This window comes from Leisingera sp. ABM4_103 (assembly GCF_056158685.1).
The window spans coordinates 2434967-2457785 of record NZ_JBSWTU010000005.1 but is presented as its reverse complement, the minus strand read 5'-3'; the positions used below and the strand labels follow the sequence as shown (position 1 = coordinate 2457785).

Annotated in this window: 21 protein-coding genes; 8 read left to right on the top strand and 13 right to left on the bottom strand. The window is 64.0% G+C overall.

Features of this window, described 5'->3' with window-relative positions; genetic code table 11:
• Positions 1–81 precede the first annotated feature (81 nt).
• The 3 genes from ACXAED_RS13570 to ACXAED_RS13560 form a co-directional block, all read right to left on the bottom strand.
• Positions 82–840 (bottom strand): nuclear transport factor 2 family protein, encoded by a 759-nt coding sequence (locus ACXAED_RS13570; protein WP_475050602.1) that lies wholly within the window; start codon positions 838–840, stop codon positions 82–84.
• A gap of 69 nt (positions 841–909) precedes the next feature.
• The gene (locus ACXAED_RS13565; protein ID WP_475050599.1) at positions 910–1710 is read right to left on the bottom strand and encodes an alpha/beta fold hydrolase; all 801 of its coding nucleotides are present in this window, start codon (positions 1708–1710) and stop codon (positions 910–912) included.
• A complete protein-coding gene (locus tag ACXAED_RS13560; RefSeq protein ID WP_475050598.1) occupies positions 1707–2309 on the bottom strand; it encodes a DsbA family protein in 603 nt (200 codons plus the stop codon). Before ACXAED_RS13560 ends, ACXAED_RS13565 begins: the two co-directional genes overlap by 4 nt.
• 107 nt (positions 2310–2416) lie before the next feature.
• On the opposite strand from ACXAED_RS13560, the gene ACXAED_RS13555 reads away from it, so the two are divergent.
• Positions 2417–3439, top strand: a complete 1023-nt coding sequence (locus ACXAED_RS13555; RefSeq protein ID WP_475050597.1) for a ribose-phosphate pyrophosphokinase — start codon at positions 2417–2419, stop codon at positions 3437–3439.
• 55 nt (positions 3440–3494) lie between these two features.
• Here ACXAED_RS13555 and ACXAED_RS13550 read toward each other — a convergent pair whose 3' ends face one another.
• Positions 3495–4688: an MFS transporter gene (locus ACXAED_RS13550; protein ID WP_475050595.1), complete on the bottom strand. Its 1194-nt coding sequence runs from the start codon at positions 4686–4688 to the stop codon at positions 3495–3497.
• A gap of 69 nt (positions 4689–4757) precedes the next feature.
• Between ACXAED_RS13550 and ACXAED_RS13545 the strand changes: the two genes are divergently transcribed.
• Positions 4758–5159 (top strand): helix-turn-helix domain-containing protein, encoded by a 402-nt coding sequence (locus ACXAED_RS13545; RefSeq protein WP_475050594.1) that lies wholly within the window; start codon positions 4758–4760, stop codon positions 5157–5159.
• Here ACXAED_RS13545 and ACXAED_RS13540 read toward each other — a convergent pair.
• Positions 5156–5506: an H-type lectin domain-containing protein gene (locus tag ACXAED_RS13540; RefSeq protein WP_475050593.1), complete on the bottom strand. Its 351-nt coding sequence runs from the start codon at positions 5504–5506 to the stop codon at positions 5156–5158. The genes ACXAED_RS13545 and ACXAED_RS13540 overlap by 4 nt on opposite strands.
• Positions 5507–5883: 377 nt before the next feature.
• On the opposite strand from ACXAED_RS13540, the gene nhaC reads away from it, so the two are divergent.
• Both nhaC and ACXAED_RS13530 read left to right on the top strand, forming a co-directional pair.
• Positions 5884–7314, top strand: a complete 1431-nt coding sequence (gene nhaC / locus ACXAED_RS13535) for a Na+/H+ antiporter NhaC (RefSeq protein WP_475053111.1) — start codon at positions 5884–5886, stop codon at positions 7312–7314.
• A 72-nt stretch (positions 7315–7386) separates the two neighbouring features.
• Positions 7387–8415, top strand: coding sequence for a GlxA family transcriptional regulator (locus ACXAED_RS13530; protein WP_475050591.1), 1029 nt, complete (start codon positions 7387–7389; stop codon positions 8413–8415).
• A gap of 7 nt (positions 8416–8422) precedes the next feature.
• Here the strand turns inward: ACXAED_RS13530 and ACXAED_RS13525 are convergent, their stop codons facing one another.
• Together ACXAED_RS13525 and ACXAED_RS13520 are read right to left on the bottom strand one after the other, a co-directional pair.
• Positions 8423–9640 carry a PAS domain-containing protein gene (locus ACXAED_RS13525; protein WP_475050589.1) on the bottom strand — a complete coding sequence of 406 codons (1218 nt, stop codon included), beginning with the start codon at positions 9638–9640 and terminating at the stop codon, positions 8423–8425.
• Positions 9641–9784: 144 nt separating this feature from the next.
• Complete coding sequence (locus ACXAED_RS13520; RefSeq protein ID WP_475050586.1) at positions 9785–11389, bottom strand: class I SAM-dependent methyltransferase; 1605 nt, start codon at positions 11387–11389, stop codon at positions 9785–9787.
• A 278-nt stretch (positions 11390–11667) separates the two neighbouring features.
• Between ACXAED_RS13520 and ACXAED_RS13515 the strand changes: the two genes are divergently transcribed.
• Positions 11668–12210, top strand: a complete 543-nt coding sequence (locus tag ACXAED_RS13515; RefSeq protein WP_475050585.1) for a GrpB family protein — start codon at positions 11668–11670, stop codon at positions 12208–12210.
• A gap of 201 nt (positions 12211–12411) precedes the next feature.
• Here the strand turns inward: ACXAED_RS13515 and ACXAED_RS13510 are convergent, their stop codons facing one another.
• The 6 genes from ACXAED_RS13510 to ACXAED_RS13485 form a co-directional block, all read right to left on the bottom strand.
• Entirely contained in the window at positions 12412–12825 is a 414-nt protein-coding gene (locus ACXAED_RS13510) for a F0F1 ATP synthase subunit epsilon (RefSeq protein WP_222507776.1), read from the bottom strand.
• A 55-nt stretch (positions 12826–12880) separates the two neighbouring features.
• Positions 12881–14305 carry a F0F1 ATP synthase subunit beta gene (gene atpD, locus ACXAED_RS13505; protein ID WP_475050582.1) on the bottom strand — a complete coding sequence of 475 codons (1425 nt, stop codon included), beginning with the start codon at positions 14303–14305 and terminating at the stop codon, positions 12881–12883.
• A gap of 21 nt (positions 14306–14326) precedes the next feature.
• The gene (locus ACXAED_RS13500; protein WP_475050579.1) at positions 14327–15202 is read right to left on the bottom strand and encodes a F0F1 ATP synthase subunit gamma; all 876 of its coding nucleotides are present in this window, start codon (positions 15200–15202) and stop codon (positions 14327–14329) included.
• A gap of 15 nt (positions 15203–15217) precedes the next feature.
• The gene (gene atpA, locus ACXAED_RS13495; protein ID WP_475050577.1) at positions 15218–16756 is read right to left on the bottom strand and encodes a F0F1 ATP synthase subunit alpha; all 1539 of its coding nucleotides are present in this window, start codon (positions 16754–16756) and stop codon (positions 15218–15220) included.
• Positions 16757–17317, bottom strand: coding sequence for a F0F1 ATP synthase subunit delta (locus ACXAED_RS13490; protein WP_475050576.1), 561 nt, complete (start codon positions 17315–17317; stop codon positions 16757–16759). It abuts the gene before it with no gap.
• Positions 17318–17691: 374 nt separating this feature from the next.
• Positions 17692–18438, bottom strand: a complete 747-nt coding sequence (locus ACXAED_RS13485; RefSeq protein WP_475050575.1) for a class I SAM-dependent methyltransferase — start codon at positions 18436–18438, stop codon at positions 17692–17694.
• A gap of 55 nt (positions 18439–18493) precedes the next feature.
• Between ACXAED_RS13485 and gloB the strand changes: the two genes are divergently transcribed.
• The 3 genes from gloB to ACXAED_RS13470 all read left to right on the top strand — a co-directional run bounded on the left by gloB (position 18494) and on the right by ACXAED_RS13470 (position 22745).
• On the top strand, positions 18494–19267 hold the full coding sequence (gloB, locus tag ACXAED_RS13480) for a hydroxyacylglutathione hydrolase (RefSeq protein ID WP_475050573.1): 774 nt from the start codon (positions 18494–18496) through the stop codon (positions 19265–19267).
• A gap of 176 nt (positions 19268–19443) precedes the next feature.
• On the top strand, positions 19444–21768 hold the full coding sequence (gene clpA, locus ACXAED_RS13475) for an ATP-dependent Clp protease ATP-binding subunit ClpA (RefSeq protein WP_475050571.1): 2325 nt from the start codon (positions 19444–19446) through the stop codon (positions 21766–21768).
• A complete protein-coding gene (locus ACXAED_RS13470) occupies positions 21768–22745 on the top strand; it encodes a M23 family metallopeptidase (RefSeq protein ID WP_475050569.1) in 978 nt (325 codons plus the stop codon). Before clpA ends, ACXAED_RS13470 begins: the two co-directional genes overlap by 1 nt.
• Positions 22746–22819 lie beyond the last annotated feature (74 nt).

The window sequence follows — 22819 nt, the reverse complement described above, 5'->3', positions numbered from 1 at the left end:
CCGATGAACCAACTGCCTGCCAGTCTAGGGTCAGTGCCGTCAGAATCAAACGTCCGGGGCCAGGGAGCGGACCCTGGCGGTTCAGAACTTGCCGTTGTCGTTCTTCCATGCGCTGCGCGGCGGGATGGTCTCGACCGTGTCCCAATGCTCCGCGATCTTGCCGTCTGCGATACGGTACAGGTCGTAGAAACTGGTGTGCGAGCCGTTCAGATGACCCTCGCTGGCGCAGAGAGCGAAGTCGCCTTCCGCCAGCACCCGGTGGAGGCGCTGGTACCGGATCGCGGGTGTGCCGTCGTGCGTGGCCGCCAGAGCCTCCTGCAGCGCGGGCAAACCGTCCGCCAGGTCCGGGCTGTGCTGGATAAGATCCGCGCGGACATAGTCCGGCAAAAGGTCCAGCCGCTGCCCGATCAGCACCTGCTCGGTGAAGCGGCGCGCGAGGGTCCGGTTCTCCTCGGTCTTGTCCAGATCCGTGATCTCCGTGGTGCCGTCCTGCATCCCCCGGCCGGAGGGGTTGGGGCCGCGCAGGGCTTGGATGTTGTCCCAATGCTCCACCGCCTTGCCGTCCTCAAACCGGAACACCTCGAAGGCTGCGCGCAGGGAGGAGAAGTCGTACTCGACATGGGCAAAGGCGAAATCGCCATCCTCGAACACCCGTATGAAACGCACCTTGGGGGAGGTCTTGGCGAGGCGGGCAAACAGCTCGGCCAGCCCTTCGCTGCCCTCATGGGTCTGGGGGTTGTGCTGGATGTACTTGTCCTCATTGACCACAGCGGCAGCCGCGGGGTCGCCGGTCTCCAAGCCCTTGAGGAGCGTTTTCAAGAGATCCTTCTTCGATGCCATCGGTGCGTCCTCCGCCGCTGCAGCCCGTGCTGGCTTATCCTGCCTTGCCTGCAGCGGCGGCGCAAAGGCTCAGGCCCGCTGCCAGAACCCGCGCAAGAGTTCAGCCGTCTCTGCCGGATGCGTCACCGGCAGCATGTGGCCTGCGCCGGGCACCGATACGGCGCGGGCATTGCCCAGGCGGCGGGTGAGGCCCTGGGCGATCTCTGCCATCACCGGCGGGCTGTCCGATCCGGTGACCAGCAGTGCAGGCATCGTGACCGGATCCAGCGCCCCCGGCGCCAGGGTGCCGTTCTCATCCAGGTAGAGCGTGCCGTGGCTGGCGGGGATCACCGGCATTGCGCGCATCATCGCGGCGCGCAGCTGCTCTGGCAGGTCCGGCCACTTCGGCTCTCCCGGCCCCCACAGGCGGTTGAACAGCCGGGTCGTCAGCTCCAGATCGCCGGCGGCCCAGGCGGCGTCGATGGGCTGGCTGTCGGCCTCCACCGCGGCCAGCACGTCCGGGGCATCGGCCTTGGCGACGGCAAACAGCACCGGCTCAATCAGAGTCAGGCTGCGCACCAGATGCGGCTTGGCCATCGCCATGCGCAGGGCGACAGTGGCCCCGAAGGAATGGCCGACCAGGTCCACCGGGTCCGTCAGCAGCGCGAGGCCTGCCTCCACGTTCAGCAGCTGGTAATTGCCCTGCCCGTCCCAGTCCGGGCTGCGGCCGTGACTGAGCATGTCAAAGGCGGTGAGGGTGATTTCCTCCGCCATCACCTCTGCCAGGCCGCGCCAGGCGCCGGAATGGGCCAGCGAGCAATGCACCGCCAGCACAGGCCGCGGGCCCTGCCCGAAGCTGCGCGAGAAAATACCGTCCAGCTGATCCTTCACGCCGCCGTCTCCGCCAGATGCGCGTCCAGGTCCTCCAGCCGGTCCTGGCCCCAGAACCTAGCGCCGTCCGCCGTCACCCAGAACGGCGCGCCAAAGACGCCGGCTGTGACCGCATCCTCGAGGTTTTGCGCATAGGTCTCCGCGCCGGCCAGGAGGCCGCTGTCCGCCAGCGCGGGGTCGAAGCCGGCGCCCTCGAGGCAGGCGCGGATCACCGCGTCACCGGCAATGTCCTTCTCCTCCGCCCAGCAGGCGCGCAGGATCGAATGGACCAGCTGCCCCATATCGCCGCCGCCTGTGTTTTGCGCCGCGATGATGGCATAGGACGAGGGCGCCGCATTGGTTGGCCAATGGGCCGGTTTCAGGTTGATCGGCAGACCGAGCTTGGCCGCCTGCCGCTGCAGCTCGATCAGCCGGTATTCCTGGCGCGACGGATGCCGCTCGCCCGGAGGCGTGCCGCCGGTGCGGGAAAACAGCGCCAGGATGTCCAGCGGCTTGCAGTTCACCTCTGCCCCGTGGCGGGCCGCAATCTCCCACGGGCGGGTTCCTGCGAGATAGGAAAACGGCGAAAGGGTGGAAAAGTAGAAATCAATTACTGCCATAGGATGTATCTCCCGCTTAGAACTTTGCGCGAAGGTAAGTGCATGATAAGCGGGGTTCAATATCACGAATTTGACACATTGCCATTGCTGCCTGGGGATAACAGCCAATGCCGACCTTGAACGAACCCAAGCTGATTGCTGGGAACGCCAACCTTCCTCTTGCCCAAGCCATCACCCGCCGTATGAGCATGCACCGCGGTGTCGACCAGGGCCTGGTGGATGCCCGCGTCGAGCGGTTCAATGATGGCGAGATCTTCGTCGAAGTCTATGAGAACGTCCGCGGCGAGGACATGTTCATCATCCAGCCGACCTCGAACCCGGCCAATGACAACCTGATGGAGCTGCTGATCATCTCCGACGCGCTGCGCCGGTCCTCGGCCCAGCGGATCACCGCAGTGATCCCTTACTTCGGCTATGCCCGCCAGGACCGCCGCACCAAGGCGCGCACGCCGATTTCGGCCAAGCTGGTGGCCAACATGCTGACCGGTGCGGGTATCGAGCGGGTGCTGACCATGGACCTGCACGCAGCCCAAATCCAGGGCTTTTTCGACATTCCGGTGGACAACCTGTATGCCAGCCCGATCTTTGCGCTGGACGTGAAGGACCAGTTCAAGGACCGGATGGGCGAGCTGATGGTGGTGTCGCCGGACGTCGGCGGCGTGGCCCGCGCCCGCGAGCTGGCCAAGCGCATCAACGCGCCGCTGTCGATCGTCGACAAGCGCCGCGAGAAGCCGGGTGAAGTTGCAGAGATGACCGTGATCGGCGACGTGAAGGACAAGATCTGCCTGATCGTCGACGACATGTGCGACACCGCCGGCACCCTGTGCAAGGCGGCGCAGGTGCTGCTGGATAACGGCGCCAAGGAAGTCCACGCCTATATCACCCACGGTGTCATGAGCGGCCCGGCGGTGGAGCGCGTCACCAACTCGGTGATGAAATCGCTGGTGCTGACCGACTCGATCCAGCCCACCGAAGAAGTGAAGGCCGCGCCGAACATCCGTATCGTGCCGACCGCGCCGCTGTTCACCCAGGCGATCCTGAACATCTGGCATGGCACCTCTGTGTCGTCGCTGTTCGAGGACAAGACGCTGGTTCCGATCTACGAGAGCCTCTATTCCAACGGCGGCTGAAGCTGCTGTTTTCCGGAATTTGGAAAGCCCCGCGTTTCTGCGGGGCTTTTTCGTTTCAGGCGGCGGCGCGGCGGCGGGCCGTGTGCAGGGCCGCGGCCAGCGCGGCGGCTGCCATCAGCGCCAGCACCGCCGCAGCCGCGCCGAAAGCGCAGCCATACCCCCATTGCGCTATTGCCGGAGTGCTGGCGAAGGGCGACAGGAATTGGCCGCAGAACACCGAGGCGGTGAGGATCGCCCCTGCGGTGCCGCGCCGCCTGGCCGGGGCCAGCGCCAGTGCAATGGCCACAAACCCCGGGGACACCGTGGCATAGCCGATGCCGACGGCCATCGCCCCGGTGAGGGACAGGGCCGGGCTGCCCTCTTGCGCCAGAATTGCAAAGCCAAGGGCCAGCGCGCTGTAGCCGGCGGCAAAGACCGCAGCATGGGGCAGCGTGCCTTTGAACCGCGCATAAAGCAGCGCGGTGATGCCGCCGCAGAGCGACAGCAGGCCCAGACCGGCGCCGGTCATCAGTGCGCTGTTGAGACCTTGCGCGGCAAAGAAGAACGGCAGTTGGGTCGGCATCATGAAGAAAAGGCCATTGGTCAGCATTTGCAACGCCGAGACGGCAATGACCAGCACCAGCCAGGCCGGGTGCCCTGGCGCCTCTGGCTGCCCTGCCCCGCTGCCGCTGTGCCGGGGTTCCGGGGCGTGGCGCCAGACGGCAAAGAGGCACACCGCCCCCAGCCCGTAGATCAGGAACGGCAGCCGCGGCGACAGTGTCGCGGCCAGCCCTGCTGTGCCGATGAACACCAGCCCGCCAAAGTTGCGGGCAGAGATTTGCAGCCCGGTCAGCGCCTGCCGCCGGGCGCCGGTGAAGTAGTCGCCGATCAGGGCGGTCTGTGCGGTCATGATCAGGCCGACTGCGATGCCGAGGCCAAAGCGGCTGGCCAGCATCAGGTGCAGATCCGGCAGGTAAAACCCCGCCGTGCCGCAGAGGATGAAAAGCCAGACCCCCGCCAGAAGCGCCCCGCGCCGCCCGGCGCGGTCGGTCAGCCAGCCCGCCAGCGGCGCGGTCAGCATCACCCCCAGAGAGGGCACGGTGACCAGCAGCCGCACCTGAAAGCCCGCGTCCTCTGCATCCGCAAATTCCTGTTCCAGCCCGGCCAGCGCCGGGCTGATCGTGGCGTTCGCCATCACCGTGAGGCTGGCCGCCATCAGCAGCGCGATGGCCCTGGGCTGCTGCCAAACCGCTGTCTCGTGCGTTTTCATCGGGGATATTCCTTGTCCAATCCGTTCAAGACTGGCAGCCTGCGAATTCAAGCCAGCTTGAGGTCAAGGATGAAACTTCTGGATATTGGCGAGGTCGCGGAGCGTTCTGGCGTCGCGGCCTCGGCTTTGCGGTATTATGAGGAGATCGGGCTGATCACCTCAGCCGGGCGCAAGGGGCTGCGGCGGCAGTTCGGACCCGAAACGCTGCTGCAGCTTTCGCTGATCACGCTGGCCAAGGCGGCGGGGTTTTCGTTGCAGGAGATTTCCGGGATGTTCGGCAAGGACGGCCGGCCGGATCTGCCGCGGGACCAGCTGCACGCCCGCGCCGACGCGCTGGAGGCGCAAATCCAAGAGCTGTCCACCCTGCGCGACGCGCTGCGCCATGTAGCGGACTGCCCGGCGCCCAGCCATCTGGAGTGCCCCAAGTTCCGCAAGCTGCTGCGCGCCGGACGCCTTACGGCCGAGGCTTAATCGACGTCCCAGTCATCGGCATAGGGCAGTTCGCCGATTGCCAGCCAGGCGGCGCGCAGCCGGGCGGCGCGGCTGTCGGCCCAGGTGCGGAAAACGATATCGAACCCTTCGCAGGTGATGTTTTCCGCCACCAGCTCTGCCCGAATGGCTGCGGAGGTGTCCATATCCCACAGCGATACCGACACATGCACGGAGGGCGGGCGGGCAAAAGGTTCCGCAAAAGCCACCGCCCGGCGCCGCTCGCGCGGGCCGGAGCCGGTCCACATCGCGCCGCCATCCTCGAAATCCGAGAAGATGCCGGTATCGCCCTGATCGACCCCAGTGCGGGGGTTGCGCAGTCTTTTCATGCCGTTTCCCAAGCGGTTAGCCTGCCGGCCAGAGTAAGGCAACCGGCAGGATAATCCAGAAACCGGCTGCAATCACCCTGCGGCTGTTGCGTTTGCGCAAGGCACCTGAGGCTCCCTGCGCGTGCTGTCCCGTGTTCCCTCACGGTGCCGCAGCCCAGGCCGCATCGGAACAATTCCCCTATTGGAACACAACTTCCCCAGAGGGGGAATTATCTCCTCAATGTCGCAAATGCCGACCATTCCGGCGCGCTGGCATCGAGTCCGGGAGGGCGTTGTCTGGTGTGTATCTGCATCCGCCTCGCACAGGCGATCTGACCCAAGGGAGGAGAAACCCCGTGTCACCAATCGATCCGAAAACTGTTAAACCCGGCCTTGGAATGGCGCTGCTGCCCATCGTGCTGACGCTGGCCGTACTGGGGGTCCAGCTGTTCTATTTCGGGGACTTCACCCCGCATATCCCGCTGGCCATCGGCATTGCCATCACCGCGCTGGTGGGGCTGAAGCTGGGCCACAAGTGGGACAACATCGAAGAGGGCGTGTTCCACGTCATCAACATCTCGCTTCCGTCGGTGTCGATCCTGATCACCGTGGGCATGATCGTCGGCATCTGGATTGCCAGCGGCACCGTGCCTACGCTGATCTATTACGGCCTCAAGATCCTGTCGCCGGAGCTGTTCCTGGCCGCGGGCATGGTGCTGTGCTCCATCGTGTCGGTGTCGCTGGGCACCTCCTGGGGCACCGTGGGCACCGTCGGCCTGGCGCTGATGGGGATCGGCGCGGGCTTTGGCATTCCGATGTACTGGACCGCCGGAGCCGTGGTTTCGGGCGCCTTCTTCGGCGACAAGATCTCTCCCTTGTCGGACACCACCAACCTGGCCCCTGCCGTCACTGGTACCAACCTGTTCGACCACATCCGCAACATGCTGCCGACCACCGTGCCGTCGATGCTGATCGCGCTGGTGATCTATCTGGTTGTGGGCTTCACCCTGATCGACACCTCGCAAGTGTCGTTTGAGCGGATTGACGCGATCACCGCGGCGCTGGACGAGGCGTTCTGGATCTCGCCGCTGATGCTGCTGCCGGCGCTGCTGGTCATTTTCCTGGCCGTGAAGAAGCAGCCGCCGATCCCGTCGCTGTTTGCCGGGGCTGTGGTCGGCGGCATCATGGCGATGGTGTGTCAGGGTGCGGGCCTGCATGAGACCTTTACCTTCGCCAACAGCGGCTATTCCATCGACACCGGCGTGGCGGAGATCGACCCGCTGCTGAACCGCGGCGGCATCCAGTCTATGATGTGGACCATCTCGCTGGTGCTGCTGGCGCTGGGGTTCGGCGGCGCGCTGGAGCGGACCGGCTGTTTGCAGGCGATCATCGAGGTGATCATTGCCCGGGTGAAGTCCTTTGCCGGCATCCAGACCTCGGCCATTCTGACCTCGGTGACGACCAACACCGTGGCGGGTGACCCCTATCTGTCTATCGCCCTGCCCGGCCGGATGTATGCGCCGGTTTACCGCGGCATGAAGTACTCGCCGCTGAACCTGTCGCGCGCCATCGAGGAAGGCGGCACGCTGGTGTCGCCGCTGATCCCCTGGAACGCGGGCGGCGCATTTGTGATCTCGGCGCTGGCGCTGGGAATTGCCGACGGCAACTTTGAGAACCTGCTGTACATCCCGCTGGCCTTTGCCTGCTGGCTGTCGCCGCTGATCGGCATCTTCTATGCGATGACCGGGCTGTTCTCGCCCCGGGCCAGTGAGGAGGAAATCACCGCCTGGGAGGACAGCGGCGAACCGGTGGCCGAGCTGACCGCCTGACCGCCCCGCGCGCCGGAGCCTCCCCTCCGGCGCGCATTTCAAAGTGAACATCCCATCTGTTAGGTTAGCGATATGACACTCCGCAGCTTTGTCCCGAAAGGTGCGGCCAGTTTCCGGGTTGATTACGACGGGCCGCCCAAAGACATCTACTTCCTGCTTCTGCCGAAGCTGACCATGCTGGCATTCAGCGCCGCGGTGGAACCCTTGCGGATCGCCAACCAGGTGACTGGCAAGGAGCTGTACCGCTGGTTTCTGCTGAGCGAGGACGGCGCGCCGGTGCCCTGCTCCAACGGTATTGAGATCAACACCGGCATGGCGCTGGAGGACCTGCCGCGCGGCAGCTTTGCCTTTGTCTGCTCCGGCATTGAGCCGTCGGACAGCACCAACCCCCGGACGCTCGCCTGGATCCGGCGGCAGAATGCCCATGGCAGCCGGTTTGGCGGCATCTGCACCGGCGCCTTTGCCCTGGCCCAGGCAGGAATTCTGCAGGACCAGCGCTTTACCCTGCATTGGGAGAATCAGCCGTCGTTTTCCGAGTATTTTCCGGGGCTGGAACCGACTGCGAACCTCTATGAGATCGACAACGGGATGATGACCTGCGGCGGCGGCAATGCGGCCACCGACATGATGCTGGAGATGATCGAGACCGACCATGGCAAGGACCTGGCGGTGATCGTGTCGGACATGTGCATCCACTTCCGCTCCAACAACCGGGAGGCGCTGCAGAAGTCGGCTTATTCCGTGGCGCTCAGCAGCCGTAACCAGCATCTGATCAACGCGATGCAGTTCATGCATGACACCATCGAGGAGCCGGTGGAGATCGGCGTGGTGGCGGAACATGCGCAAATCTCGCGGCGCCAGCTGGAGCGGCTGTTCCAGCGCTATGCCGGCACCTCGCCGGTGCAGTTCTATATCGAGCTGCGGGTGGGCCGGGCACTGGCCTTGCTGAATGAGACCAACATGACGGTGGCGGAAATATCCGCCGCCACCGGGTTCAGCAGCGCCACCCAGCTGTCGATCCGGTTCAAGAAGCGGTACGGGCAGTCGCCCGCCTCCTTCCGCAAGAGCTGGGCGGAGAAAGCGAAAGAGAACGGGGACTGAGCGCCGCTCAGCCCTCTTCGCAGGCGAGTGCGGTGCTCAGCTCAGAGATCCTTTCGAGCCGTGCCGAGATCCGGTCCTGGAACTGGCCCAGCTCGTCAATGATCGAGTTCAGCGATTCCCCCACGTGGCCCAGCCGCGCGCATTCGATCTTGCACAGCACCCGGGTGGTGGTGAGCGCCATGAAGTGGCGGTGCAGCGTCAGGCAGGCCTTCTGGATGCGGTCGGCCTCAAAGCGGACGTCGTGCAGGCTGGCCCGGGCCTTGGTGAACTGGGTTTCGGTCAGCTCCGACAGGATGGCCTGCTCGCGGGCGATGTCGGTGGAGGCGGAGCCGTCCTCCTGGTCGAGCTGGTGGCCGCATTCGGTCAGGATGCGCGCCAGCCCTTCGACAAAGATCGCCGCCGTCACGGTACCCTTGATGGCCCGGAAATTGCTGTCCTTGCCCCAGACGTGGGCCTCGAACCAGCTGGACATGTCGCGGGACATGGAGCTGTAATTCTGCGACAGAACTGTCACCGGCCCGCCCGCCGGTTCAATCCGCGAGGCGATCACCCGCAGGTTATGCGGGATGGTGCGCATGGATTCGAACTCCTGCACCAGCGCCTCGGTCTCCCCGACCAGCGTGCCGGCGGTTGCGTGCATCGTGCGGCGTTCCGCCAGCCGGGCGCAGGCCGGGCGGTTGAGACCGGCATCGCGCGCCAGCAGCTCCTCTGCCAGGGCGTGACCTGCAAAATCATTGTAGGTGTCAAAGCCCAGCTCCTTCAGGCGGGCGAGCAGAAGCGCAGCGCTGTCCTCCGGGCTCAGCCCCTCGGCCTGCTCGGCCTGGCGCACCTTGGCGTACTCCTGCTCTACCGTGCGCAGCAGCGGGCTGGTGGGCTTGATCCGCGCCGACAAATAGCCGCCCTCGCAGGGGGTGACGATGGCAAAGACCCAATAGAAGCTGCCGTCGCTGGCGCGGTTCTTGACATAGGCGCCGACGGTGCCGCCGTCCTTGATGGTATCCCATAGAAGCTGGAACACGGCGCGGGGCATGTCCGGATGGCGGATGACCTTGTGCGGCGCGCCCAGCAGCTCCTCCAGCGGGTATTTGGCAACCCGGCTGAACACCGCATTGCCGGCCCGGATAACACCGCGGCTATCGGTTCGGGAAAAGAACACTTCGTCCAAGGCAAAGTAAGCTTCTTTGCTCCTTGCCGGAGCAGCCAGCGTGCGGTCTTCAAAGGACACGTTTCAGTTCCTGTCAGTGTTAGTTTTCTACAGGGTCCTGTCTAACCGCCAGTGCTTGTCAAAATGCTAATGCGGCGCCAGCCCTGCGGCCGTTCCGGCGGCGGTCCGGGGCCGGCTGCTGAACCGCTGCCGGCGCCCGCGAAATCAGGCTGCGGCGCCCTGTGCCGGCGCAGCTGCGCCGGCCTGCAGCGCAGCGCTGCTGTCCTGAAGCGTCACGCCCAGGCTTTCCAGAAGCGGCAGGCGGCGGGCAGCGAAATTGCCGGCCCGGGCGCGCAGCAGGGCGAGGTTCTCTTCTTCGGTTTCCAGCACCCGGCCCTCGTGCTGCAGACGCTGGCCCTGCGGCGCCAGGATGCGCCAGGCCAGGCCCGCCCAGTCCGCCGGGGTCTCCAGCCCCTCGCTGCGGGCCAGCAGGAACAGCTGCTCAAACCGGTCAAGCTCCACCCCGCCGCCGGTGACGGGCGAGGCGAGAAAGCGCAGGGCCTCGCTGTCTTCTGCGCGTTTGCAGACGGCCTGGTTGAAGGCACGGCAGGCGGCGGCGCGTTCCGCCAGCCCCTCCTGCGGCAGGCACGGCGCGATACAGCCGGTGCTTGCCAGCGCTGACAGCATGAGGGCGATGCTGCCCCAGTCCACGGTGCCGAACACGCCCTGATCCAGCAGGCTGCGCACCGTTGCGGGGCCGTTCGCCAGAGCCTTGAGAACCGGCGCGTACTGTTCCTGCTCCAGCGGCAGGTCCCTGCCGCGGTGATTGAACTTGAGCGCGCCGCCGCTGTAGGTGCGGGTGAGCGCAAACGGCGTTGCAAACCAAGCACCGATTTCGCCGCGCGGAGTATGCGCCAGCTTGCCCTTCACAAAGATGTCGGTGCGGAAATGCTCGTTCAGCAGCACATCCCGCAGGCCCTCGCGGCGGTCCGGGTCCGGCTCAGCCTCCAGCAGCGCCTGCTGCTGCGGCGTGAAGCGGACACTGTCGATATTGTCGAGCGGATGCACCGAGCCTGCAAAGCTGAGCTTGGCGCCTGCCAGTTCCGCCGCCAGATCCTCGAAGTGGAACGGCGTCCAGTCCTTGTTGAAATATTCATGCGCCAGATAGTTGGCGGGCATCGCGTCCATGTGCTTGAGCCGCTTGGCGGCGGCCGGGTTGCTGGCAAAGAACCCCGCGCCGGCCGCGTTCAGCTGGCGGGCAAACGCCATGGCATCCTGGATCCGCTTGGCCAGCGGGCCGCTGCCCTGCTCTGCCCGGCTGGCAAGCAGGCGGCGCAGCGGCATCGCCGCAGCCCAGCCCGGCTGCGCGTTGCTGCTGACGTAAACCAGCCCGCCCGGCCGCAGCCGCTCAGCAATGAAGCGGAGGATATGCTGACGGTTTTCCAAGGAAACCCAGCTGTAGACCCCGTGCAGCGCGATGATGTCGAAGCTCTCCGGCAGGTCCGGGGTTTGCCCGAAATCCTCGAAGCTGCGTTCATGGAAATGCACATTCTCCAGCCCCGCCTCCTGCGCCAGTTCGGCCGCGCCGGCGATATGCGCGGGGCTGAAGTCCATAGCGTGAAAGTCGATATGCGGATTGGCGGCTGCCAGCAGATTGGCCGAGAACCCCTGGCCGCAGCCCAGCTCGCAATAGGAGAGCCTGGCCTTGTCCAGCCCGTGCCGGTGCCCCTGGCGCATAGCGCCGAACGCCAGCAGAGCCGGCGTCAGCTGGCAGTGAAAATCAAAGGTGTAGTCGATGCCGGCGACATAGCCGGAGGTCCAATCGGTCACGGGAAATCCTGCTGGTTGGGTATATTGATGGTTCCCGTCGACTTTTTGGAAAATTGATGAGAATTGGGTTAAGGCTGATACGATTGGCGCGGTAATCCGGGAAAAACAGAGTTAGGATGGTTGCCCGCAGCCAAACATAACGGCACGCGCCAGACTAAGGTCAGATAAGATCCTACCGTTTCCTGTGTCCCCAAGCCCAGCCGCCATAATTGCATGTGATCACTTGCGGAAGAAGGATGCAGTTCACACGGGTGCGCTCATAAGAAGGAAACTGCATCATGAAAGTTGAACAGATGACTTTGGGCCTGAACAAGGGCGTCGTCGAGTTGAGATCGCATCATGATTCTTGGAAACAAGCCTTTCAGAATGAACGAAAGCGATTGGCGGCGATCCCAATTTCTCGCGAGTTCTATGTCGAACATGTGGGCAGCACGTCGGTGAAGGGTTTGCCGGCAAAACCAATCCTCGATATCGCTTTGCTCGTGCGGCAATCCGCGATCATTCCGAACTTGAAGTCCTTCCTATGCTCAAAAGGGTACTCATACCGAGGAAACCACGGCGAACAAGGTGGCCATTTTTTTGTACTGGAGTCCTCTCCCGGCGTTCGAACTGTTCACATGCATGTTATCCTAAAAGGTGACCCCCAATGGGACGCCTATCTGAAATTCCGTTGGATTCTGAGGTCGAATGCAGATCTGCGCACGCAGTATGGACGCTTAAAGACAGACTTGGCTGCCGCACTGCCCGACGATCGGGCCAGCTACACCGCCGCCAAGGCAGGGTTCATTCAGCGAGTGCTGTCTTGGCAAGTAAACGACTGACGCCGTAGTAAGGATCGTTCCGGAAGAAGCTGTCGGCTGTACAAGCGCAACAGGCGGTGATTTCACCGTGTAGCGCCTAATACGCACAGTTCCCTTGGAAGCGTACAAGATCACGGCCTCTCTTCTAAGGCCACCTGCCCCCCCAAAAGAAAACCGGCCCCCAAAGGGAGCCGGTTTCAATTTGTCCAATCCGCGTTTGGATCAGAGGGACATATGGGTGCCCAGGGCTTCCATGTCGGCCAGCAGCTTGGCTGCGTCCTCGACCAGGCCGTGCGGCTGGTCTTCCTCTTTCGCGGTCTTGTACATCTCGCGGGCTTCCTCGATCAGCGCGTTCATCTGATCGCGGGTCATCTCGGCCATCGGGATCGCGCGTTCGGCCAGAACCGACAGGCTGTCGCCTGCGATTTCGGCAAAACCGCCGGTCACCAGATACTCCGAGTTGCCTTCCGGGCTTTCGACCTTCAGCACGCCGGGGCGCAGGGTGGTGATGGTCGGCGCGTGCTGAGGCATCGCCGTCATGTCACCCTCGGCTCCGGGGATCTGAACCGCGCTGGCCTGCAGCGACGCCAGGGCGCGCTCGGGGCTCACGAGGTCGAATTGCATCGTTTGTGCCATTGGGGCCTCCTTTCAGGGTTCCCCCGCACGCAAAGGCGCGGGGGAAAATCCGTTCTTAGGCGGCTTCCGCAGCCATCTTCTCGGCTTTGGCGATCACTTCGTCGATGCCGCCAACCATGTAGAAGGCGCCTTCGGGCAGGTGGTCGTATTCGCCGGCCACAACAGCCTTGAACGACGAGATGGTGTCTTCCAGCGGAACCTGAACACCGTCGGAGCCGGTGAAGACCTTCGCAACGTCGAACGGCTGGGACAGGAAACGCTGGATCTTACGCGCACGCGCAACGGTCAGCTTGTCCTCTTCCGACAGTTCGTCCATGCCGAGGATGGCGATGATGTCCTGCAGCGACTTGTAGCGCTGGAGGATCTGCTGAACGTCGGAAGCAACCGCATAGTGCTCTTCGCCAACGATCGCCGGGTCCATCAGACGCGAGGTGGAGTCCAGCGGGTCCACGGCCGGGTAGATGCCCAGCTCGGAGATCGCACGGTTAAGAACGGTGGTCGCGTCCAGGTGGGCAAAGGTGGTTGCCGGTGCCGGGTCGGTAAGGTCGTCCGCGGGAACGTAGACGGCCTGGATCGAGGTGATCGAGCCGTTCTTGGTGGAGGTAATACGCTCCTGCATGGCGCCCATGTCGGTGGCCAGGGTCGGCTGGTAGCCCACAGCGGAGGGGATACGGCCGAGCAGAGCGGACACTTCCGAGCCTGCCTGGGTGAAGCGGAAGATGTTGTCCACGAAGAACAGAACGTCGGTGCCGGACTGGTCGCGGAACTGCTCGGCCAGGGTCAGGCCGGTCAGCGCAACACGGGCACGGGCTCCCGGAGGCTCGTTCATCTGACCGTAAACCAGAGCCACCTGAGATTCTTCCAGGTTGTCCGGCTTGATCACGTTGGATTCGATCATTTCCCAGTACAGGTCGTTGCCTTCACGGGTCCGCTCGCCAACACCCGCGAACACCGAGTAGCCGGAGTGCACTTTTGCGATGTTGTTGATCAGTTCCATGATCAGAACGGTCTTGCCCACGCCGGCGCCGCCGAACAGGCCGATCTTGCCGCCCTTGGAGTACGGGGCCAGCAGGTCGATCACCTTAATGCCGGTCACCAGGACTTCGGACTCGGTCGACTGGTCGCTGAACTCGGGCGCGGGCTGGTGGATTGCGCGGGTCTCGGTCGCGTTGACCGGGCCCTTCTCGTCCACCGGCTCGCCGACGACGTTCAGGATTTGGCCCAGGGTTGCGTTGCCGACCGGGATCGAGATCGGGGAACCGGTGTCGGTCACTTCCCGGCCGCGGACCAGGCCTTCGGTTGCGTCCATTGCGATGGTGCGGACGGTGTTTTCACCCAGGTGCTGGGCCACTTCCAGAACCAGGGTCTTGCCCTCGTTCTCGGTGTGCAGCGCGTTCAGAATTGCGGGCAGGTGGTCGTCGAACTGGACGTCCACAACGGCGCCGATGATCTGGGTCACCTTGCCTTTTGCTTGTGCCATTTGTTGGTCTCCGGTTGTCTCTTAGAGCGCCTCAGCGCCCGAAATGATTTCAATCAGCTCGTTGGTGATCACGGCTTGGCGCGACCGGTTGAACTCGATGGTCAGCTTGTCGATCATCTCGCCCGCGTTGCGGGTCGCGTTGTCCATCGCGCTCATCCGGGCACCCTGTTCGGATGCACCGTTTTCAAGCAGGCCCGAGAAGATCTGGGTCGCCACGCCGCGCGGCAGCAGGTCCGCCAGGATCTGCTCTTCGCCGGGTTCGTAGTCGTAGACAGCGCCAGAGCTTTCGCCTTCCTCAGCTTCAAACGAAGCCGGGATGATCTGCTGCGCGGTCGGGATCTGGGTCACCACGTTGACGAACTCCGAGTAGAAGATCGTGGCAACGTCGAATTCACCAGCATCGAACCGGGTCAGGATGTCCTTGGCGATCGCCTGCGCGTTGGCATAGCCGACGCGCTTGACTTCGCTGAGGTCCACATGGCCGACGAAATCATCGCCCAGGTCGCGTTTCAGGGCGTCGCGGCCCTTTTTGCCGACGGTCAGGATCTTGACCGTCTTGCCCGCGGCCTTCAGCTCGGCCGCCTTTTGGCGGGCGAGCTTGGCAATGTTCGAGTTGAAGCCGCCGCACAGACCGCGCTCGGCAGTCATCACGACCAGCAGGTGCACCTGGTCCGAGCCGGTGCCGCGGAGCAGCTTGGGCGCGGAGTCGGAGCCGCCGACCGAGGCCGCCAGCCCCGCCATCACGGCATTGAACCGCTTGGTGTAGGGCCGGGAATCCTCGGCAGCTTCCTGGGCGCGGCGAAGTTTCGCCGCGGCCACCATTTGCATGGCTTTTGTGATCTTGCGGGTCGATTTGACCAACTCGATCCTGTTTTTAAGGTCCTTGAGAGAAGGCATGTCCCGACTCTCTCCTTATGCGAAGGTGGCGGCGTATTCGTCGATCGCAGCCTTGAGTTTGTCAGCGGCGTCGCCCTTGATCTTGGGATCTTCGTTGGTGATCCAGTCCAGGGTCTCTTTGCCTTTGCCGCGCATGTGCGCCAGCAGACCTGCTTCCCAGCGGCCGACGTCCTTGAGGTCGACCTTGTCGAGGTAGCCGTTGGTGCCGGCGAAGATGACGCAGACGATTTCCGCGTTGGTCAGCGGCGAGTACTGCGGCTGCTTCATCAGCTCGGTCAGACGGGCGCCACGGGCCAGCAGCTGCTGGGTGGCGGCGTCGAGGTCGGAGCCGAACTGGGCAAAGGCCGCCATCTCGCGGTACTGGGCCAGGGACAGTTTCACCGGGCCTGCAACGGTCTTCATCGCGTTGGTCTGGGCCGAGGAGCCCACACGCGAAACCGACAGACCGGTGTTTACGGCGGGGCGGATGCCCTGGTAGAACAGTTCGGTTTCCAGGAAGATCTGGCCGTCGGTGATCGAGATCACGTTGGTCGGAATAAACGCGGACACGTCGCCGCCCTGGGTCTCAATAACCGGCAGAGCGGTCAGCGAGCCGGCGCCGAAGTCTTCGTTCAGCTTGGCCGAACGCTCCAGCAGGCGGGAGTGCAGGTAGAAAACGTCGCCCGGATAGGCTTCACGTCCCGGCGGACGGCGCAGCAGCAGGGACATCTGGCGGTAGGCCACGGCCTGCTTGGACAGGTCATCATAGATGATCAGCGCGTGCTTGCCGTTGTCGCGGAAGTATTCGGCCATCGCGGTTGCGGCGTAGGGCGCCAGGAACTGCAGCGGCGCCGGGTCGGACGCGGTTGCGGCCACAACGATGGAGTATTCCATCGCGCCGGCTTCTTCCAGCTTCTTCACCAGCTGGGCAACGGTCGAACGCTTCTGGCCGACAGCAACGTAGACGCAGTACAGTTTCTTGGACTCGTCGTCGCCTGCGGCGTCGTTGTAGGTTTTCTGGTTCAGGATGGTGTCCAGAGCCACGGCGGTTTTACCGGTCTGACGGTCGCCGATGATCAGCTCACGCTGGCCGCGGCCGATCGGGATCATCGCGTCAACGGACTTGAGGCCGGTTGCCATCGGCTCGTGCACCGATTTACGCGGGATGATGCCGGGCGCCTTGACGTCTGCAACCAGACGCTGGGAGGCGTTGATCGGGCCCTTGCCGTCCAGCGGGTTGCCCAGACCGTCGACAACGCGGCCCAGCAGCTCGGGGCCGGCCGGAACGTCCACGATCGAGTTGGTGCGCTTGACGGTGTCGCCTTCTTTAATGTCGCGGTCGGAGCCGAAGATAACCACACCGACGTTGTCGTTTTCCAGGTTCAGCGCCATGCCCATGATGCCGCCCGGGAATTCGACCATTTCACCGGCCTGAACATTGTCGAGGCCGTAAACGCGGGCAATACCGTCACCAACGGACAGCACGCGGCCGATTTCTGCCACTTCGGCTTCTTGACCAAAATTCTTGATCTGGTCTTTCAGGATCGCAGAAATCTCTGCTGCTTGGATACCCATTTATCCGACCTCTTTCATTGCATTCTGTAGGGAGTTGAGCTTGGAGCGGATCGAGCTGTCGATCATCTTCGAGCCCACTTTAACGACGAGACCGCCGATGATGGACGCATCGACGGTGGCATTGATGGTGACTTTCTTGCCCACGCGCTCAGCCAAAGTCTTGGCCAGCTTTTCGCTCTGGGTCTTGGTCAGCGCCTTGGCGGACACCACTTCGGCGGTGACTTCGCCGCGGGCTTCGGCCAGACGGGCGCGCAGCGCCTCGATCATCGCGGGCACCACGAACAGGCGGCGTTTGTCGGCCATCAGGGCAAGGGTATTGCGCAGGACGGGCTCCAGGCCCATCTTGTCTGCCACCGCGGTGATCGCGGCGCCCTGCTCTTCGCGCGACACGAGCGGCGAGTGGATCAGGCTGTTGAGGTCTTTGCTGTCAGCCAGCGCGGCTGCCAGGTCATTGATGCTGGTTTCAAGGCTGTCGAGCGCCTTGTTTTCTTCAGCGATGTCGAACACCGCCGTGGCATAGCGCGCAGCAATGCCTGCAGAAATCGAAGCTGGTTCGGACACGTCCACCCTTCCGATATGTTTTTGGCCCCGGTTGGCATACCTGGCTTCAGGAGGCGTCCGGGGGCGTGAGTCATCCCCCATTGGCAGCGGGGCGTTGAAATCAGCGTGGGTCTAGCAGAGCGGATGCGACCTATCAACTGCCTATAACGGTAACAGATGAAAGCATGTTTCACGTGTTTTCAATGACTTGCGGGAAGTGCGGCCCTTTGACCACAGTCGGTAATTAAAAAAGTGCGGCTGAACTGCAGGATTTTGCAATTCCGGAAAGCGGCATTTGCGCCAAAAAACGTCACATATCGGTGCTGAGGCCGCTTTTGGCGCAGTCATGGGGCCACTTGGGCAGTTTCAGGGAATCGAAATCGGCGGCCGCGACGTCAGGCCGGTTCGGGCATCGGGTTGGATAGCCCCTCCAGCACCCGGATGCGGCTGGGGGTCTTGGTGCGGATCATGTGGCCCTTTTGCGGGTAGGTCTGCTTGCTGACCTCGACCATGAACACCCCGCCGGCCAGCATCGCGGGCAGTTTGCGGCCCATCTTTTCCAGCATGGCGCCGGATTTGAGCCAGAACCGCTTGTGGCTGGGCAGCCGGTAAAGCGCCGCGGTGTGCTGCTCGATGGCGAACTGATGCTCGCGCAGCTGGCCTTCGAGCTGGCGCAGCGTGTAGGGGCGGCCATAGCCGAAAGGGGTCAGATCCGAGCGCGCCCAGAACCCGGCCCGGTTCGGCACGATGAAAATCGCCCGCCCGCCCGGCCCCAGCACCCGCCAGCATTCCTCCAGCAGGCGGGAGGGGCGTTCGGAGGTTTCCAGACCGTGCAGAACCACCAGCCGGTCGACCCGGCCAGTGTCGATGGGCCAGCTGGTCTCCTCGCACAGGACCGAGACATTGGGCATCCCCGCGGGCCACTGCATTACCCCCTGCGGACCCGGCATCAGCGCCATCACCCGGCGCGCCTCAGGCAGGTAGGGGCGCAAGAGCGGCGCAGCAAAGCCGAAGCCCGCAACCGTCAGCCCCTCGGCTTCCGGCCACAGCTCCAGCAGGCGGCCGCGGATAGACGCCTGCGCCGCGCGGCCCAGCGTGCTGCGGTAATAGAAGTTCCTCAGATCCTGAACATCAAGATGCATTGCGGGCGCCTGCTGCTTCGGCCAATCTGGGCGCAGTTTAGCAATGTAAAGGCGAATGACCATGCCTCTTGAGATCATCACCCTGCCCTGCCTGTCCGATAACTATGCCTTTTTGATCCATAATCCGGGCTCGGGCGAGACCGCGCTGGTGGATGCGCCCGAAGCCGGTGCGGTCAAGGCCGCGCTGGCGGAACGCGGCTGGGGGCTGGACTGGATCCTGCTGACTCACCATCATTGGGACCATGTGGATGGCGTGGCAGAGCTGCGGGATGCCTATGGCGCCAAGGTGGTTGGCGCCAAGGCAGACGCGCACCGGCTGCCGCCGCTGGACATGGCGGTCGAGGATGGCGGCGCATTCTCCCTGCTGGGTGAAGAGGTGCAGGTGATGGATGTCTCCGGCCACACGGTGGGCCACATCGCCTATTACATTCCCGGCGCTGAAGCCGTGTTTACTGCGGACAGCCTGATGGCACTGGGCTGCGGGCGGCTGTTTGAGGGCACGCCGCAGCAGATGTGGGCCAGCCTGTCGCGTCTTGCCGCGCTGCCGCCGCAAACTATGGTTTACTCAGGGCATGAATACACCCGGTCCAACGGTGCATTTGCGGCCACCGTGGACCCGGGCAACCCGGCGTTGCAGGATCGCATCAGGGATATCGCAAAGGCCCGTGAAAACGGCGTCCCGACAGTGCCTTCGTCCCTGCAGCTGGAACTCGGCACCAATCCATTCCTGCGCGCGGGTGACAGTGCCGTGAGAGCGCATCTGGGCATGGAAGATGCTGAAGACGCAGCAGTTTTCGCCGAAATCCGCAAGCGCAAGGACAATTTCTGAGCAGTTCAAGGGCATCACGGCGCCACAGGGAGAAAATAATTGTGACCCCAAAATGAAGAAAAGCCCTTGAAGCCGGCGCGCTATCAACCAAACTCTAACCATATAAGCACATGGTTGAACTGAGGGGTTGGTTAATACCGCCCCGCCGGCCAACCCAAGATCAGAGGAGCACGCCCGTGCCTTCATTCTCGAGCACCCTGGAACAGGCCATTCACGCAGCGCTGGCGCTGGCGAATGAACGCCGTCATGAATTCGCAACCCTGGAACATCTGCTTCTGGCCCTGATCGACGAGCCCGACGCGGCCCGCGTGATGCGCGCCTGCAGTGTCGACCTGACCGAATTGCGATCCTCCCTGGTGGAATTCGTGGATGAGGATCTTGCCAATCTGGTCACCGACATAGACGGATCCGAGGCGGTGCCGACCGCCGCCTTCCAGCGCGTCATTCAGCGCGCCGCGATCCACGTTCAAAGCTCCGGCCGGACCGAGGTGACAGGCGCCAATGTGCTGGTGGCGATCTTTGCCGAGCGCGAAAGCGATGCCGCCTACTTCCTGCAGGACCAGGAGATGACCCGTTATGACGCGGTGAACTTCATCGCCCACGGCGTTGCCAAGGACCCGGCCTACGGGGAATCCCGTCCGGTCACCGGCGCGACGGACCAGGAAGAGGACAACCTGACCACCGCGCCCGAAGGCGAGAAGAAGGAAAGCGCGCTTGCGAAATACTGCGTCGACCTGAACGCCAAGTCCCGCGACGGCGACATCGACCCGCTGATCGGCCGCGATCACGAGGTGGAGCGCTGCATCCAGGTGCTGTGCCGCCGCCGCAAGAACAACCCGCTGCTGGTGGGCGACCCCGGCGTCGGCAAGACTGCCATCGCTGAAGGCCTGGCGCGCCGCATCGTCTCCGGTGAAACCCCGGATATCCTGTCGGAAACCACCATCTACTCGCTCGACATGGGCGCATTGCTGGCCGGCACCCGCTACCGCGGCGATTTCGAGGAACGGCTGAAGGCGGTGGTCTCCGAGCTGGAGGAGCACCCGGACGCGGTGCTGTTCATCGACGAGATTCACACCGTGATCGGTGCAGGTGCCACCTCCGGCGGCGCCATGGATGCGTCCAACCTGCTGAAACCTGCGCTGCAAGGCGGCAAGCTGCGCACCATGGGCTCCACCACCTACAAGGAGTTCCGCCAGCACTTCGAGAAGGACCGCGCCCTGTCCCGCCGGTTCCAGAAGATCGACGTGAACGAGCCGTCGGTGGAAGACTCCATCGAGATCCTGAAGGGGCTGAAACCCTATTTCGAGGAGCATCACGGCATCAAGTTCACCGGCGACGCGATCAAGACCGCGGTGGAGCTGTCGGCGCGCTACATCAACGACCGCAAGCTTCCGGACAAGGCGATTGACGTCATTGACGAGGCCGGCGCCGCGCAGCATCTGATCATCGAAAGCAAGCGCCGCAAGACCATCGGCGTCAAGGAGATCGAGGCTGTCGTCGCGAAAATCGCCCGCATCCCGCCCAAGAACGTCTCCAAGGACGATGCCGAGGTGCTGAAGGATCTGGAGAAGTCGCTGAAGCGCGTGGTCTTCGGCCAGGACGATGCAATCACCGCCCTGTCGAGCGCCATCAAGCTGGCCCGTGCCGGCCTGCGCGAACCGGAGAAGCCGATTGGCAACTACCTGTTTGCAGGCCCGACCGGCGTCGGCAAGACCGAGGTGGCCAAGCAGCTGGCAGACCAGCTGGGCGTTGAGCTGCTGCGGTTTGACATGTCCGAGTACATGGAGAAACACGCGGTCTCCCGTCTGATCGGCGCGCCTCCGGGCTATGTCGGTTTCGACCAGGGCGGCCTGCTGACTGACGGTGTCGACCAGCACCCGCACTGCGTGCTGCTGCTTGACGAGATCGAGAAGGCGCATCCGGATGTCTACAACATCCTGCTGCAGGTGATGGACAACGGCCAGCTGACCGACCACAACGGCCGGACCGTGAACTTCCGCAATGTGATCCTGATCATGACCTCGAACGCGGGCGCCTCTGACATGGCAAAGGCCGCCATCGGCTTTGGCCGCGACCGCCGCGAGGGCGAGGACACCGCTGCCATCGAGCGCACTTTCACGCCGGAGTTCCGCAACCGTCTGGACGCGGTGATCTCCTTCGCGCCGCTGGGCAAAGAGGTGATCCTGCAGGTGGTCGAGAAGTTCGTCCTGCAGCTGGAAGCGCAGCTGATGGACCGCAATGTCTCGATCGAGCTGACCCGCAAGGCGGCCGAATGGCTGGCCGACAAGGGCTACGACGACCGGATGGGCGCGCGGCCTCTGGGCCGGGTGATCCAGGAGCACATCAAAAAGCCGCTGGCCGAGGAGCTGCTGTTCGGCAAGCTGACCAAGGGCGGTGTCGTCAAGGTTGGCATCAAGGACGGCAAGCTGGAACTGCGCCTGGAAGGCCCCAGTAACCCGCGGATTTCCGGCGACAAGCCGCCGCTGCTGACCGCGGACTGATGCGCCCTGCAGGGCTTCTGATTGCTATATCGCTCGCCGCGCCCGCCGCGGCGGGCGATTTTCGTTTGCAGTTCCCGCTGGACTGCACCTTGGGCCAGGACTGCCATATCCAGCAGTTCGTGGACCATGATCCGGGACCGGGGGCTGCGGATTTCACCTGCGGCACCCTCAGCTATGAGGGCCACAAGGGGACGGATATCGCCCTGCCCTATCTCGCGGACATGCGGTCCGGTGCCGCGGTGCTTGCCGCCGCAGATGGCGTTGTCCTCGGAACCCGCAATACAATGCCGGATCAGTACGCGACGGATGCAAACGCGGACGGGATCGACGGCAGGGAATGCGGCAACGGCGTCGTGCTCCGCCACGGCGGCGGCTGGGAAACCCAGTATTGCCACATGAAGCGCGGCTCGGTCCGGGTCCAAAGCGGGATGAAGGTCAGGGCCGGCGACGTGCTGGGCGAGGTTGGCCTCTCCGGCAAGACCCAGTTTCCGCACCTGCATCTATCCGTCCGCAAGGATGGCGCGGTGGTTGATCCCTTTGCCCCCGACAGCTTGGGCACCTGCGGCGGCCCGTCCGGGCAGACGCTCTGGGCCGATCCGCCGGCCTACCAGCCCGGCGGGGTGCTGGGCGCGGGCTTCAGCACCGCCATTCCCCAATACCAGGACGTTAAGGACGGCACCGCGGATCAGGCACCGCTGGCCGCGGATGCGCCGGCTTTTGTGTTCTGGGCCTACGCCTTTGGCGGCCAGGCCGGCGACACGCTGGAGCTGACGGTGACCGGCCCCGGCGGCGAGCTTGTTGCCCACAGCGAGGCCCTGAATAAGGACCAGGCGCAGTTCTTCCGCGCCGCCGGCCGCCGGTTGCGCGGCGGGTCCTGGCCTGCGGGCAGCTATACCGGAACGGCCCGGCTGCTGCGCGGCGGCAGCGAGGTGGACAGTTTCAGCAGCAGCATGACGCTTGCGGGCGCCTTGCAATGACACCGGATGAATAGCGGTTCCGCATCTGCCGGGGCGCCAGCCCCGGCAGATGCCCGGCCCAACAGGTGCGGACG

Coding starts and splice junctions, on each gene's coding strand:
- ACXAED_RS13510 (WP_222507776.1), bottom strand. CDS start 12,825: ATGGCACAAACGATGCAATTCGACCTCGTGAGCCCCGAGCGCGCCCTG.
- ACXAED_RS13530 (WP_475050591.1), top strand. CDS start 7,387: ATGACACTCCGCAGCTTTGTCCCGAAAGGTGCGGCCAGTTTCCGGGTT.
- ACXAED_RS13500 (WP_475050579.1), bottom strand. CDS start 15,202: ATGCCTTCTCTCAAGGACCTTAAAAACAGGATCGAGTTGGTCAAATCG.
- ACXAED_RS13540 (WP_475050593.1), bottom strand. CDS start 5,506: ATGAAAAGACTGCGCAACCCCCGCACTGGGGTCGATCAGGGCGATACC.
- nhaC (WP_475053111.1), top strand. CDS start 5,884: ATGGCGCTGCTGCCCATCGTGCTGACGCTGGCCGTACTGGGGGTCCAG.
- atpD (WP_475050582.1), bottom strand. CDS start 14,305: ATGGCACAAGCAAAAGGCAAGGTGACCCAGATCATCGGCGCCGTTGTG.
- ACXAED_RS13515 (WP_475050585.1), top strand. CDS start 11,668: ATGAAAGTTGAACAGATGACTTTGGGCCTGAACAAGGGCGTCGTCGAG.
- gloB (WP_475050573.1), top strand. CDS start 18,494: ATGACCATGCCTCTTGAGATCATCACCCTGCCCTGCCTGTCCGATAAC.
- ACXAED_RS13560 (WP_475050598.1), bottom strand. CDS start 2,309: ATGGCAGTAATTGATTTCTACTTTTCCACCCTTTCGCCGTTTTCCTAT.
- ACXAED_RS13470 (WP_475050569.1), top strand. CDS start 21,768: ATGCGCCCTGCAGGGCTTCTGATTGCTATATCGCTCGCCGCGCCCGCC.
- ACXAED_RS13550 (WP_475050595.1), bottom strand. CDS start 4,688: ATGAAAACGCACGAGACAGCGGTTTGGCAGCAGCCCAGGGCCATCGCG.
- ACXAED_RS13570 (WP_475050602.1), bottom strand. CDS start 840: ATGGCATCGAAGAAGGATCTCTTGAAAACGCTCCTCAAGGGCTTGGAG.
- ACXAED_RS13545 (WP_475050594.1), top strand. CDS start 4,758: ATGAAACTTCTGGATATTGGCGAGGTCGCGGAGCGTTCTGGCGTCGCG.
- ACXAED_RS13555 (WP_475050597.1), top strand. CDS start 2,417: ATGCCGACCTTGAACGAACCCAAGCTGATTGCTGGGAACGCCAACCTT.
- atpA (WP_475050577.1), bottom strand. CDS start 16,756: ATGGGTATCCAAGCAGCAGAGATTTCTGCGATCCTGAAAGACCAGATC.
- ACXAED_RS13485 (WP_475050575.1), bottom strand. CDS start 18,438: ATGCATCTTGATGTTCAGGATCTGAGGAACTTCTATTACCGCAGCACG.